12 protein-coding genes and 2 pseudogenes are annotated in these 13,832 nt (G+C 58.9%); 8 read left to right on the forward strand and 6 right to left on the reverse strand.

Annotated elements, in window-relative coordinates:
* Window positions 1-263 (forward strand): annotated as a pseudogene (locus tag ABD059_RS09020) (integrase core domain-containing protein); the annotation flags it as partial.
* On the opposite strand, the gene ABD059_RS17745 reads toward ABD059_RS09020, so the two are convergent.
* Together ABD059_RS17745 and ABD059_RS09025 are read right to left on the reverse strand one after the other, a co-directional pair.
* Entirely contained in the window at window positions 245-406 is a 162-nt protein-coding gene (locus ABD059_RS17745) for a helix-turn-helix domain-containing protein (RefSeq protein ID WP_377959682.1), read from the reverse strand. The pseudogene ABD059_RS09020 and the gene ABD059_RS17745 overlap by 19 nt on opposite strands.
* 65 nt (window positions 407-471) lie before the next feature.
* Window positions 472-684, reverse strand: coding sequence for a hypothetical protein (locus ABD059_RS09025; protein WP_343879228.1), 213 nt, complete (start codon window positions 682-684; stop codon window positions 472-474).
* 243 nt (window positions 685-927) lie between these two features.
* On the opposite strand from ABD059_RS09025, the pseudogene ABD059_RS09030 reads away from it, so the two are divergent.
* A pseudogene (locus tag ABD059_RS09030) lies at window positions 928-1,217 on the forward strand (transposase); the annotation flags it as partial.
* Between the two features lie 191 nt (window positions 1,218-1,408).
* Here ABD059_RS09030 and wecC read toward each other — a convergent pair.
* Window positions 1,409-2,692: a UDP-N-acetyl-D-mannosamine dehydrogenase gene (gene wecC, locus ABD059_RS09035; RefSeq protein WP_343879230.1), complete on the reverse strand. Its 1,284-nt coding sequence runs from the start codon at window positions 2,690-2,692 to the stop codon at window positions 1,409-1,411.
* Between the two features lie 84 nt (window positions 2,693-2,776).
* Complete coding sequence (wecB, locus tag ABD059_RS09040; RefSeq protein WP_343879232.1) at window positions 2,777-3,919, reverse strand: non-hydrolyzing UDP-N-acetylglucosamine 2-epimerase; 1,143 nt, start codon at window positions 3,917-3,919, stop codon at window positions 2,777-2,779.
* 396 nt (window positions 3,920-4,315) lie between these two features.
* On the opposite strand from wecB, the gene thiL reads away from it, so the two are divergent.
* The 3 genes from thiL (at window position 4,316) to ABD059_RS09055 (ending at window position 8,739) form a co-directional block, all read left to right on the forward strand.
* The gene (gene thiL, locus ABD059_RS09045) at window positions 4,316-5,323 is read left to right on the forward strand and encodes a thiamine-phosphate kinase (RefSeq protein WP_343879234.1); all 1,008 of its coding nucleotides are present in this window, start codon (window positions 4,316-4,318) and stop codon (window positions 5,321-5,323) included.
* Between the two features lie 166 nt (window positions 5,324-5,489).
* Window positions 5,490-6,527 (forward strand): DAK2 domain-containing protein, encoded by a 1,038-nt coding sequence (locus tag ABD059_RS09050; RefSeq protein WP_343879235.1) that lies wholly within the window; start codon window positions 5,490-5,492, stop codon window positions 6,525-6,527.
* Window positions 6,520-8,739, forward strand: a complete 2,220-nt coding sequence (locus ABD059_RS09055; protein WP_343879237.1) for an ATP-dependent DNA helicase RecG — start codon at window positions 6,520-6,522, stop codon at window positions 8,737-8,739. The genes ABD059_RS09050 and ABD059_RS09055 overlap by 8 nt, the downstream gene beginning before the upstream one ends.
* Before the next feature lie 134 nt (window positions 8,740-8,873).
* Here ABD059_RS09055 and ABD059_RS09060 read toward each other — a convergent pair whose 3' ends face one another.
* Window positions 8,874-9,254, reverse strand: coding sequence for a hypothetical protein (locus tag ABD059_RS09060; protein ID WP_343879239.1), 381 nt, complete (start codon window positions 9,252-9,254; stop codon window positions 8,874-8,876).
* Window positions 9,255-9,580: 326 nt separating this feature from the next.
* Between ABD059_RS09060 and ABD059_RS09065 the strand changes: the two genes are divergently transcribed.
* On the forward strand, window positions 9,581-11,155 hold the full coding sequence (locus ABD059_RS09065; RefSeq protein WP_343879241.1) for an HNH endonuclease signature motif containing protein: 1,575 nt from the start codon (window positions 9,581-9,583) through the stop codon (window positions 11,153-11,155).
* Between the two features lie 183 nt (window positions 11,156-11,338).
* Window positions 11,339-11,482 carry a hypothetical protein gene (locus ABD059_RS09070; protein WP_343879243.1) on the forward strand — a complete coding sequence of 48 codons (144 nt, stop codon included), beginning with the start codon at window positions 11,339-11,341 and terminating at the stop codon, window positions 11,480-11,482.
* A 51-nt stretch (window positions 11,483-11,533) separates the two neighbouring features.
* Here the strand turns inward: ABD059_RS09070 and ABD059_RS09075 are convergent, their stop codons facing one another.
* Window positions 11,534-11,743, reverse strand: coding sequence for a hypothetical protein (locus tag ABD059_RS09075; RefSeq protein WP_343879245.1), 210 nt, complete (start codon window positions 11,741-11,743; stop codon window positions 11,534-11,536).
* A gap of 384 nt (window positions 11,744-12,127) precedes the next feature.
* On the opposite strand from ABD059_RS09075, the gene ABD059_RS09080 reads away from it, so the two are divergent.
* Window positions 12,128-13,330 carry an IS110 family RNA-guided transposase gene (locus ABD059_RS09080; protein ID WP_343879247.1) on the forward strand — a complete coding sequence of 401 codons (1,203 nt, stop codon included), beginning with the start codon at window positions 12,128-12,130 and terminating at the stop codon, window positions 13,328-13,330.
* Window positions 13,331-13,832 lie beyond the last annotated feature (502 nt).

Here is a 13,832-nt window from a genome sequence, read left to right on the forward strand (position 1 = left end):
CGTCGAGGGGGACCGTGGGAGACAGTTACGATAACGCGTTGGCCGAGACCGTGAATGGCTATTACGAGACCGAACTCGTCCGCGGCCCCGCCCAGCCTGGTCCGTGGAAAACGGTCGAGGACCTCGAGCTAGCGACTCTCGGATGGGTTCACTGGCACAACACCGAACGCCTGCAGGGCTACCTCGGGGACATTCCGCCCGGAGAATTCGAGCAGGCGTTCTATGCTGGCAAAACCACCATCAATCAACTGGTGGAAATCAAATATCGCGAGTCTCCATCAAACCCAGAGCGCTTCAGTTTGCGGTTCACGATCATCTCGTACTCATCCAATAGTTCAGCCCGGATTCGGCGCCATCCGTAGGTGCCGCCAGACTGCCGGTGAATCAGGCAGACGTAGTCGGCCACAATGGAACGTCTGATGGCCCGGATCGAGGGTTTGGCGCGGAGATGTTTGAGATAGGTCGACCGGTTCAGGCCCGCGGTGATGCAGGACCGCCGGGCGGAGAAGCCCTGGATGACGAGCCCGTCGACGACTGCTGGTTTCCTTTTGGGGGCACCACCGCCATCCGGTCATACAACGCGCTGGCGGCTTTGACGATGGCCAGTTCGTCCTCGAGCTGCCTGATTCTCTTACGGGCCGAAACGAGGTCGCCAGCATCCGGACTTGGTGTTCCCTCTTTCATTCCGGCCTCCACCAGTGCCTAGTGTTTCCACCGGTAGAGAGTTCCTTGGCAGATACCCGTCTCCGCGAAGAGCGAGGCGACGGATTCGCCTTGCCGAAGACGGATACTGATGCCGCGCCAGACGGAGCGTGGGTATTGGAAAGGCATGGGGTGACCTCCTGGAGTCACAATGCCCTACTCACATAAAACTGGACCACTAGGAAGGGCCAATGCCAACTGGACTGCTAACGGGGACCCAACGAGTCACACGAAGGCAGGGTCCGGAACAAGGCAGCATTTGCCTCCCTAGCCGGGGTAAATCCCATCCCTGTGTCCTCCGGCAACACCATCCGGCATCGGCTGAACCGGGGCAGGGACCGTTCTCTGAACAGTGCCTTGCACATGGTCGTCATCGTCAGGATGACTCACGACGGCGAACCCCGCCATTCGTGGAGAAGCGCCGTGCCGAGTGTCGTACGGATAAGGAGATTCGTCGTTGTATCAAGCGCTACCTGGCCCGTCGCATCTACCGCACGCTCAGCGCGTTGCGATAGATGCGACGAACGCTGCTTGACAGACATAGAAATCGACCATTGAAATCCGTCGCCGTCACGAGTGGAACTTCGCCAGCTGAAGTCTTCAGATCTGAAGCTGGACTCCGTAATTTGCGAACAGTGCGGATCTGACCAATCCGTTTGATCAATTCTCGAATGCTATAAGCTGGTCCCGCCGATCGGGATCATTGCTATTGGGCAAGTGACGGAGCATCGGCACGAATCTGGCGCCACACTCCTTTGGTATCGACTACCTTCTTGTCTAATAGCCTGTCTGTGTCGAAGGTCTTGAATTCCTCATGATCGACTAGCAGGAGAACGAGATCGGCGGCCGCAATCGCCGGTTCGAGCTCGCTGAGCTGCACGTTCCTGCGATTGTGTAGTTCGGCTGGAAGCGCGACAATATTTGGTTCGACTGCGAGTACTTTTCCATTAGGAATCGCATCCGCAAGGCGGCCTACGATATCCCTGGCTGGAGACTCTCGCAGGTCGTCGATGTCTGCCTTGAATGCAAGTCCCAACGCGGCGATTGTGGGGGAGTCCACTCCGCTCAAAGCGGTCAAAGCCTTATCAATCACAATCTGCGGCTTGCTATCGTTTGTTTCTCGAGCCAGCCGGATGATCCGGGCATCGTCGGGCATCGCTGACACAATGAACCATGGATCAACGGCGATGCAATGTCCGCCAACGCCAGGGCCGGGCTGGAGAATATTCACGCGCGGGTGATGGTTGGCAAGCTCAATAAGTTCCCATATGTCGACGTCAAGCTTGTCGGCGATGACGGAAAGCTCATTGGCGAATGCAATGTTGACATCACGGAACGAGTTTTCCACCAGTTTTGCTAGCTCGGCGGTAACAGCATCTGTTAGGTGGATCTCTGCCTTGCAGAAGGACGCGTACAGACTCTTGGCCATTTCGGCGGATCCGGGCGTCAGGCCGCCCACAATTCTGTCGTTTTCGACTAGTTCGATCATGACACGGCCAGGGAGCACTCGTTCCGGGCAATGAGCGACGTGAATCGAGTTAGAGGCCTCGCCGCCCAAACGGAGATCGGGCCGTTCTTCAATGATGATGTCCGCCATGCGTTGGGTTGCGCCCGGAGGCGAGGTGGACTCGAGAATAATGAGTTCGCCTCCCCGAAGCTGAGGAGCGATTCCTTTAGCCGCTGCCTCGATGTAACTCAGGTCGGCCGTGTGTCCATCCTTGAACGGGGTCGGAACAGCGACGATATAGGCATCTGCCTCGGGTGTCGAAGTAGTCGCACGCAACCGGCCCGCAGCTACCGTTCCAGTCAGGGAAGCTCCCAGGTCCGGCTCCACGAAAGGGAGTTCGCCTCGGTTAATCGAGTCGACGGTGCTCTGCTTTACGTCGACGCCTGTGACGTCATGCCCGTTGATAGCAAGCACGACCGCCGTCGGTAGACCAATGTAGCCCAAGCCGATAACAGCGATTCTTTTTTTATTTTGAATAGTCATCGTTCTCTATCTACTTTGTTTCCGGTTGTGATTGGTCGAGCCTGATCGCATGTGCGGCTAGCAGGATCAGCGCCATTGGCCACACTACCCTGCGAAGTCTGCGATTCTAGGCCCCACACCTACTAGCTCCTCGATGGCCGCTACCGTGCGTTTAGCGGCCAGTCCATCGCCATACGGGTTGACCGCATTCGCCATAGAGTCGTAGTGCTCTGTTTCGTTGAGCAGCCGCTCCACTTCTTTGACAATACGGTCCTCCCCGGTCCCGATGAGCATGACGGTTCCTGCATGAACCGCTTCCGGACGTTCTGTGTTGTCACGCATCACCAAGACCGGTTTGCCGAGGCTCGGTGCCTCCTCTTGAACTCCGCCAGAGTCCGTTAGAACAAGGTGCGCCAGGGAAAGCATCCTTGTGAATTCGCCGTAGGCCAACGGCTCGGTGATAATTACGTTCTTCTTTCCCTGAATAGTAGGAAGTACGGCCTCCCGGACCGCAGGGTTCTTATGCACAGGGAAGACGATCGTGACGCTGGGGTGCGCGTCAGCGATGCGGGCGAGAGCGCGACCCACACCTTCCATCGCTTGTCCCTGGTTTTCACGGCGGTGCGCTGTTACTAGAACCACGCGTGTGCCCAAGGCTGCGAGGTTTTCCAAGTTAGGATCCGAGAAAGGCACTCGCTTCTCCACAGTTTTTAGAAGGGCATCAATAACTGTGTTTCCGGTCACTACAATGTCTTTAGGAGTGATTCCCTCGCGCTCAAGATTCGCGCGACTGATGCTGGTTGGGGCCAGGTGCAGACTCGATATTTGCGAAGTAATCTTGCGGTTGGCTTCCTCTGGAAATGGGGAAAAAAGGTTCCCGGATCGAAGACCAGCTTCAACATGAACAACGGGAATTCCCCGATAAAACGCAGCCAGCGCGCCAGCCGTTGATGTTGAGGTATCCCCTTGAATAACTACCACATCCGGTTTGGCCTGTTCAAAAAGTCGATCCAGCCCGTCAATCGTTTTCGTGATAATCGAATTCAGCGTTTGTCGAGGTTGGATGATGTTCAGATCATGATCCGGGAAGATGCCGAAGAGTTCATTAACCTGATCGAGCATAGCCCTGTGCTGACCAGTGACCGTAACAACGCATTCCAGAGTCTTTGAATGGTTCAACTCGGCGACGATCGGTGCCATTTTGATGGCCTCCGGTCTGGTGCCGTAGATAGGCATAACGATGGGCATATATTTCTCCTCAAGTGTGCGAGACTCATGCGAGCTTATCCGAGAAATGCCTTTTGGGCAGGATCGACGGGTCAAGTCGAGCGAGCTTGTCGTCAGGAAAACGTTAGAGCGACGATCGGCTCAGATCCGGTGGACTGCAGTTTCCGAAGGTCAATAGAGGAGAGGTTCAGACGCTGCCAAATCCAAAATGTAGGGCTCGGCGATGAGCCCAGAACCTGACATTGCAGGCAACTGATGGGAATCGAGTGCGCAATTGCTGTGTTGACTTTTTCGATCGATTACCCGGGCTATCTCATGTTGCGGCAGTGGATTGCTTCCTACGATGACGTGGCGGCTTAAACGTCTTGAACACGTGGCAGATCACAGTCCTTCGGTCTGGCAAAGTACCTTTGAATTATGTCTCCAACCGTCGCCGATCTAAGCGAGTCCGCCCTACTTGACATCATCCTGCCGCGCTTGCTAGCAACAGCATCCGAGGAATCCGACGTGGTTCTCGTGGGTCCGGGGGATGACGCCGCGGTCCTCTCTGTCCCGGATAGCCGGCTAGTCATATCAATTGATACCCAAGTCCAAGATATGGATTTCCGGCTCCAATGGCCCAACGGGTACCGCACCACCGGTTTCAACGTTGGATGGAAGGCTGCGGCCCAGAACCTTAGCGATATCAACGCGATGGGTGGCAGAGGGACATCCATGGTCGTCAGCCTTACCCTCCCGGGTAACACCAAGGTTTCGTGGGTGGAAGACCTGGCAGATGGATTGGCGGCAGCCATAAGGGAACTCGGCGCCAATGATTGCCAGGTCGTCGGGGGAGATCTGGGGGCCGGACGCGAAATAGTTGTCACCGCAGCGGTGACAGGGTCACTCGAAGGACGAGAGCCAGTGCTGCGAACAGGCGCCAGACCGGGCGACATCGTCGCTCTGGCAGGGACCGTAGGTCGAGCCGCCGCGGGGTTGGCCATCCTGGAATCCAGCCGCTCGATGGAATCGCTTGGCGCAGACGCCGTCGAGCTCGTCACGAATCAACTCCAACCATGGCCGCCTTTGGGAGCGGGACCTGCCGCCGCCACAGCAGGCGCCACAGCCATGCTGGATATCTCCGACGGTCTGATCAGGGATGCCCAACGGCTTGCCGCCGCGAGCGGGGTGACTGTGGACTTCGATCCAGAAGCACTGGCGAAGCTGAAGAACCCACTGGAGTCCACAGGCAAGCTGCTCGGTATCGATCCGATGAACTGGGTGCTTGGCGGGGGAGAGGACCATGGGCTACTTGCGACTTTCAGCCAGGGAGTTGATCTCCCGGAGCAATTCGTGGTGATTGGTGTCGTCGGGGCAGGTCCGGCGGGCGTCACCATCGACTCGCAGCCGCCGACGATCTTCGGCTGGGACCATTTCGCAGGCTGACCGCCGCGTTCAGCCACCTTTTGGTCCACGGCTACTCTCCCTGAAGGGTTCACTGCGGTAGGCTCGATATGTGCCGGATTGCCCGGCGTGACCGCAGCGCCGCAGTCACCCGCCAACGTGGGATGGGATCACTTTGCAGACAAAGATCACCGCTAACGCAGCTGCGATGAGGCGATGGTTGAGCAAGGCCGAAGAGTCCCTGGGCAACCACAGCGACCGCCTCAACGCCATCAACATCTTCCCGGTGGCAGACGGCGACACCGGCACCAACCTCTACCTCACTGTTCGCGCCGCCTCCCACGCCGCCTCGGCATCCGACACCACCGATCTCGGCGTGCTGCTCCGAACCGCCGGCCAAGCCGCCATGGAGGATGCACGAGGCAACTCAGGGACTCTGTTCGCAGTATTCCTGTCGGCAGTAGCCGAGCCCCTGCACCACCACACCAGGCTTTCAGGCCCCCTGCTCGCCACGGCGTTGCAACGAGCCCAGATCCGCAGCTGGTCGGCACTTAGCGATCCGGTGCCCGGTACCATGCTGTCGGTCCTTGAGGCGACAGCCCGCGGAGCCGCCATGGCAGACGGCGCCCAAAACGGAGACGACAGCAATCACGCCCTCGCCCTCACGCTCCAGGCCGCCGTCGAAGCCGCTCTGGAAGCCGTGATCCAGACCGAAAGCCAGCTCGGCGTCCTCACCGCAGCCAAGGTGGTGGATGCCGGGGGAGTGGGATTCCTCCTGATCATGGACGCGCTACGTGCCGCCGCTCTCGGTGAGGAACTGCAGGACGAACTCCTCGACGGACTCCACGGCTACGACATCCAGTCACCCCACATCCACAACGGCGGCGACCCCGAGGGCGTCGAAGTCATGTGCACCATCAACCTCAGCCCCCTCGACGCCGCCACCCTGCGGCTTCACCTCGACGAACTGGGCGACTCAGTCATCATGAGCGCCGTCACCGAGGTCGAGGAGGGCTACCGGTGGCGTGTTCACGTCCACGTGCCCGAGCCCGAACCAGCGCTGAAACTCATCCAGGAAGCTGGCCATCCAATCAACGTGTCGGTGACCCAGCTGGCGTCGCCACGACAGCCCGATTCGCCGCAATACGGCGACGTGACCCAACTCAAGGACCCCTCCGCACTTGGTGACTCCTCCCCACTCAACGAACCAGCACAGCTCAGCGAAGCCCAAGAGGCCAGTGGATAGTCCAAAGACCGGGGAACTCAGCTCCTCCCTCGATGGGGTTGTTCCCAAGGCCAAGGTCAAAGCCTTCGCCGAGACCCTTAACATTCACACCTTTAGCCATCTGCTCAACCATTTCCCGCGTGCCTATTTTGAGCGCGGCGAGCTGACGCCGGTGAGCTCAGTGCCGTTGGGCGAAGATGTGACGCTGATTGCTCGGGTGCAATCAGCCAACCTGAGGCAGATGCGCAACCGTAAGGGTTCTCTGTGCGAGGTAGTGATCACCGACAACACCGGGGGCAAGCTCGGCAGTCTCAGCCTCTCCTTCTTCAACGGTCACCAGGCTGCGAGGGATCTACGTCCCGGCGTCCACGCCATGTTCTCCGGCAAGGTCACTGAGTATCGGCACCGGCTGAACCTCACCAACCCCATTTATTCATTGCTCGACGACGACGGGTCCGTCGACCCCGATCTTCTCGAGGCTCCGCTTCCGGTGTACCCGGCGTCGGCGAAGGTTCCCAGCGAAACCATCAAGAAGGCAGTCGGTACGCTGCTCGACAGACTGGTGCACTCACAGTTCAATGATCCAATCCCGCCGGACATTACGCGCCGGGACAAGCTGATGAATATCACCCAGGCCTATGAGCTGATCCATCGTCCCCACGCGATCGAAGACACCTACCGAGCCAAGCACCGCTTCCGCTACCAGGAGGCGCTGGTTCTGCAGACGGCACTGGCCCGACGTCGGGCGCTCACCTCGCAGGAGGAGGCGACGTCGCGCCGTCCACGCCCGGGTGGACTGCTGGACCAATTCGACTCCCAGCTGCCCTTCACCCTCACCAACGGGCAGAAAGTTATTGGGGAGACCCTCGCTGAGGACCTGTCTTCTTCCCACCCCATGAATCGGCTCCTGCAGGGTGAGGTGGGCTCCGGTAAGACGCTTGTCGCTCTTCGGGCGATGCTGCAGGTGATCGACTCCGGTGGTCAGGCTGCGCTGTTGGCGCCGACCGAGGTGCTTGCCGCACAGCATCTGCAATCGATCACCCGGACGTTGGGGCCATTGGCCATGGGAGGGATGCTCGGGGGAGCAGCTGATGGAACCAAGGTGGTCCTGCTGACCGGCTCGATGTCCACAGCGCAGCGCAAGCACGCAATGCTTGACGCGGCAACGGGTGACGCCGGGATTGTGATTGGGACCCATGCCCTGCTGTCCGAGAATGTGAGCTTTTTTGACCTCGGGCTCATCGTGGTGGATGAACAGCACCGCTTCGGTGTCGAACAACGCGACGTGTTGCGGTCTAAAGCCACCAATTCGCCGCATGTGCTGGTGATGACCGCAACCCCCATTCCCCGGACGGTCGCGATGACGGTGTTCGGCGACCTAGATGTATCCACCTTGACCGAGTTGCCTGCCGGTAGGGCGCCGATCACCACCCACGAGGTCGGCCTCACCGAACATCCTGCCTGGATTCAGCGAATTTGGGCGCGGGCCAGGGAGGAGATCGACGCCGGGCGTCAGGTGTACGTGGTGTGTCCCAAGATTGGCGACCAAGAAGAGGACTCCACGGCGGTAGAGCTCTACTCGCCCGATGGGCCGCCTGACAGCCGGGGTTCTCAGCCGGAACTCACGTCGGTCAATGAGTTGTTCGAAACGCTGCAGGAAATGCCGGTCATGCAGGGTGTGTCGATTGGGCTGTTGCATGGGCGGCTGGATCCTGTCGAGAAGTCAGCGACCATGGCTCGCTTCAATGACGGAAGCGTTCAGCTGCTGGTCTCCACCACGGTGATCGAGGTAGGTGTGGATGTTCACAACGCCACAATGATGGTGATCATGGATGCGGACCGGTTCGGTATTTCGCAGCTGCATCAGCTGAGGGGGCGCGTTGGTCGTGGTGGGCATCCCGGAACCTGTCTGCTGGTGACTCAGCTTGACCCCGAGCATCCCAGCAGGGAGAGGCTGGCGGCTGTCGCGTCGACTACCGACGGCTTCGAGCTGTCGCAGAAGGATCTTGAGCTTAGGCGCGAAGGCAACATTCTCGGGGCCTCGCAGTCCGGTGGGCGGTCGGCGTTGAGGTTCCTGCGCGTGGTCAAGGACGTGAAAATCATTGAGAAGGCTCGCGAAGATGCCCAGCAGATTGTGGCGCTCGACGTCGATCTGGTGGATCATCCAGACCTCGCTGAGGCAATGGACCTCTACCTGAATCCCGAGAAGGAAGCCTTCCTGGAGCGGGGCTAACCCTGCTGGGAATTGAGGTCGTCCAAGGGGACGACGGACTTCAGACCCAGTCCAATCAGGAAAGAATCAAAGACATCTTCGGTAAAGCTTCCATCGTGTCCGGGGTCGCACCAGATCGTCCGTAGGGGGATCGGCTACTGCACATCATCGTGGGTGGCCGAGCGCGCGGCGCGATTGGCCACCGCGGCGGAACGGAGGAGCACCATGGTCTGAGCGATAAGCGCGAGGAACGCAACACCTGTCCCAGTTGGACCACCAGCTATTAGTTGAACCACCGCTGCGGTCACCAGCCCGGCGCCTGCCACCGGCCACATTATTTTCACCACCGGAAGGGCCGCCGTGTGCCCGGCAACCCACGCCGCTGAGGACGCCCTGGTGTACCGGGTGCGGATCCCGGCGGACGCGTTTGCACCAATGAGGCCCTCAGCTGCCTGGCGTGTAACGGCAACGCAGATGGCTGGCAGGAGCAAGATGGTGAACGAGAGAAGAATTAGGCCGATCAATTCCTCAGGCACTGCCCTCCAACCGGGCACCGTGGACGTCAGAAGCATCGAGCCACACTCCACTCGGGGGAGGTGTGCACGTTCGTCCGAAAGCTATTGCAGTCATGCCATTGAGCTTATCGAGTCACCTGATACTCCACGATTCCTTTGTCTCGGGGTGGTAGCTTCGGGTTCACATGTGGCCGCACCAACGGCACCCTGGACCATTCATCGGCGGACGACGCCATCAGTAGCGCATGGTGGCAGGTCATGAAGGTGTGGAGGACTAGTGATCACTCCTTCTCCACATTGGCCGCCTTCGCTGGATCATTCGAATCTATATTCGATAAAATTGAAACATGGCAATCACCCCTTTCGAGCAGCAGACAGATACTCCTCGGTATCTCGCCTGGTTGAACACCGAGCTGTCGGGGATTGCTGATTCTTTTCGGGCCGAGAGTCTGATCATGCCTACCCGAGAACTCGCCGAGATCGCAGTGGCTATCGAACAGGTTGCCAGAACTGCCGAGCAACTTCAGCTGATTGCGGCACACGCGGTGGAACATCAGAATGTGGCAGTAGTCGGTGAGTCTGACCAGCGGATGAGTCTTGGAACGTCCGACGACGACTCCGCCAAGGGAGCGCTGAACCGCACCGGGTGCAGAGACAACGCAGAGTATCTTCGGAACACTTTGCGGATCAGCAAGAGTGATGCGAGGCGGCGGATTCGTGTATCCGGCCAGGTTTTGCCGACGGTTCAGCTGAATGGTCAGCCAATCGCCCCTCGGCTTGAACATCTGGGGGCTGCGATTGCTCGATCGGAGGTCAGCAGCCAGGCTGCCACCCTAATCAGTTCGGCCATGGAAAGAGTCAAGCCGTTTGCTTCGACCAAGGATCTGGACGAGATGGAAGCCACTCTGACTCGGCAGGCAGTTGTCTCGGATCTGGATGTGCTCAGGGTGCTGATTCAGCGGTGGGAGAGTTTGCTCAACCCTGATGGCTCTGAGCCAACCGAAGAGGTGTTGCGTGCACGGCAGGGAGTCTTTCTTCGGGGCAAGCGTCACGGTCTGCATTTTATGGAGATCTCGGCGACGGACGAACAGTTCGAAGACCTGATCACGGTGATGTATTCAGCCACCAATCCGAGGGCCAGGGCAGGGCTGTCGGCTGCCGAAGCCGAAAAGCTGGGTGGTCTGGCTAAGACTTTAGGTGCAGGTGCAGACTCTTTGAGCGCTGAGCCTAGCTTGTTTGGTTCATCCGGAGATTCAGCTGCTCAGGGAGCAGCGATCATTGCGGATGACGAGCTTGATCGGTCGACGTGGGCGCAGCAGTTGCTGGATGGCCTGGTGGGTGCATGTCGTATTGCTTTGGCTAGCAGCAAGCTTTCTGATGCCGGAGGAATGCGGCCGCAGGTGTTGGTCACCATCAACTACAAGGACCTGGTGGCCGATGTTGGTAGAGCTGGTCATGCGGCGTTTGGCGGTTTGATCAGTGCTCGGTCGATTCGTCGGATTGCCTGTGATGCGAATGTTTTGCCAGTGGTGCTGGGAACGCAAGGCCAAATCCTCGATGTGGGCAATCCTCGTCGTTTGTTTCCTCCCACTATCCGTAAGGCGTTGACCGCGCGGGATGGTGGATGTGCTTTTCCAGATTGCATGATGCCGTCGCCTTGGACCGAGGGTCATCACATCATTCCGTGGAGTCGAGGTGGACCGACCACCGTGGACAACGGGGTGTTGCTTTGTACCAGGCATCATCATCTGCTTCACCAGGAGGAGTGGAAGATCGAGGTGAGGGACCGAATTCCGTGGTTTGTTCCGCCGCGGTATATCGATCCGGCGCAGAGACCTCGGCAGAACCACTATCACCGGGATCATCCCTATCACCGGGACTATCCCCAGCGGCAGGATCGCAATCCGTCGGTCTCGAGTTGACGCCCTATCCGAGACGAAACGATCCAACTCACTCCAGCAGTAGTGCAGCTGGCAGCGGCAGTCGTGGCTCTACTCACCGCACGCGCAGTGGTCAGAACGCACAAACGCTCCCGAGCAGTAACTCGGAAGCGTAAGCGTCGTGCAAAGAGGTAGTCACACAATCCGTGGTCGTAACCAAAGCGGTTGCGGCCACCGGCCCTTCTCCAATTTTATCCACTCATCACCAGAAAGGAAGCGCTCTACATGGATCTGCTCAACCTGATCCTGGCCGTGGTTGTCCTGGTGCTCATCATTACCGCGTGGGAAGCCACCCGCCACACCAACTAACTCGACAGCTAGAAACACCGACAAGAGAGCTGGCTAGCCCACCAGGGCCGGTCAGCTCTCGGTTAGCGCGGCAGCGTTCTTCTGTTTCCGTCGGCGCTCTGACCACCTGACGATGACATGGGTGATGAGTAGGCCGCAAAGAATCGAGATAAGCCCACGACTGAGCAGGGAAAGTTCAGTGAAAACGTCCAGAGCGATATTGACAGCAAAGGTGCTCAAAACACTCACTATGACGATCAGGTACTGGCTCATAGGTCGCATGCACTTCATCCTGTCACTGCAGTAGCACCCGTAACAACCGGGTAAACCAGGAACATACAAGCCGTCCTCCGCTGCGCTGCGGGCTGTGCTGCCGCCGGCTGATACGTCGCCACCGGCAGGAACTTTTCTTTTTGCTGCTGTCCTTATGTTGTTGAGTAGGTAGTTCGCGGGGCAGTTGTAGTGTCTTGGCTACCCAGGGGTGATGGGTATGGCTTTTGCTGCTGTGCCGGACAGTTGTTACGGCTTCGAAGGATTGGCCGCCTGTCGCTTCGATGATGGCCCGACCGCTGATTGAGAGACGCGACAAGAAATGATCGCTGGATAAGGACACGACGGCGAGGTTATCTGCTGGGCTTCATATTCGAACGATGAAGGGAGACCGCTTTGTTGCAATTGTGGGCCGGGATAGACGCCGGCAAAACCCATCACCACTGCGTCGTCATTGACGAGGAGGGGGCCCGTTTGTTCTCTCAGAGGGTAGCCAATGACGAGGCAGACCTGCTGGATTTGATGGGAAGCATCGCGGCGCTTGGTGGTGGGGGAGAGGTGGTTTGGGCGGTGGATCTGAACCACGGTGGGGCTGCACTGCTGATCGCGCTGCTTGCAGCCCATGACCAGCAACTCCTCTACATTCCAGGACGCACGGTGCATCACGCTTCCAGGACTTACCGTGGGGACGGCAAGACTGACGCGAAGGACGCCGCGGTCATTGCTGACCAAGCCCGGATGCGCCGGGATCTGCAACCGGTTCGTACCGGAGATGACATCAGCGTCGATCTGCGGATCCTTACCGCCCGCCGCACGGATAAGGCTTGTGACCGCACACGTGCGATCAACCGCCTACGGGCACAGCTGTTGGAATACTTTCCCGCCCTCGAACAGGCCTTTGACTACAGCAGATCCAAGGCCGGGCTGCTGCTGCTCACGAGATACCAGACTCCCGATGCCCTGCGCAGGCTCGGACAGAAACGCCTACACACCTGGCTCAGGAGCCAGCGCACCCGCAGCAGCGCCGATGTGGCGGAAAGGGCCATGACGGCAGCGAAATCCCAGTACACCACCGTTGCTGCCCAGCGGATCGGTGCGCCGATGGTCGCCGAGCTCGCGCAGGAAGTCCTGGATATTCAGAACCAGCTCGATGCTTTGGACACGCTCATAGCTGAGCGTTTTCGCGAACACCACCAGGCAGAGGTCATGCTCAGTATGCCGGGCTTCGGCCCCCTTCTCGGAGCCGAATTTCTTGGCGCCATAGGTGGTGATCTGTCCGTTTTTGACAGCGTGGACCGGCTCGCCGGAGTCGCGGGCCTCGCGCTGGCGCCTAAGGATTCCGGTCGGATACGAGGTAATCACCACAGACCCAGACGATACGACCGACGCCTGCTGCGGGCCTGCTACATGGCGGCCATGTCGAGTCTGCGAAGCTCGACGGCGTCCAGGACCTACTACGACCGCAAACGCGCGGAAGGTAAAACCCACGTCCAGTCCGTGCTTTCCCTGGCCAGACGCCGGCTCAACGTCCTCTGGGCGATGCTTCGCGATGGAACCGTCTACAAGCCGCCAGGAGATCTTGTGCCATCGTCTGCCTGAGAACCACTGTCGAGGTCACGAGAGGAACGTTTGGAGCGTCGCCATTCGAAAAACCATCCGGTTGCCATTATCAAGAAGGCGAAGCCCAGTACCAGGATGAAGAGATCGGGCTCTCCCTCCTGGAATGATGTGACCCATAGATAGAGGTAACCAGCGGATACGAGTAGAAAGAATAAGGCCAACATTCCTGCTGTGCGTTGGTTCATCGGTTTCGGCGTTTTGCCGGGCTCCGACAACCCCATGGCGTCGGTCATCCGCCTCAGTCGCCCTGGGGGCTTCCCCTTCCTCATACAGAAACCATAACCGGCCGAGCTCTGCTTGTCCGGTATGAATCTGTCGGTCCTCGCTGTCGCTCGGGCAGTAGAAGCATCATCTCTATTTTTTGCTGCTGTCCGTTGGATTCTATGTGCCCGCTCCGGCGGTTCAACCGGCCTGCGGCCGGCTACGCGGGCCGCACTTACCTTAGCGCTCCTACGTCGCTTATTTCCTCACTAATTCCTGC

It is taken from the genome of Arthrobacter flavus (assembly GCF_039526005.1).
Classification (GTDB): domain Bacteria; phylum Actinomycetota; class Actinomycetes; order Actinomycetales; family Micrococcaceae; genus Arthrobacter_D; species Arthrobacter_D flavus.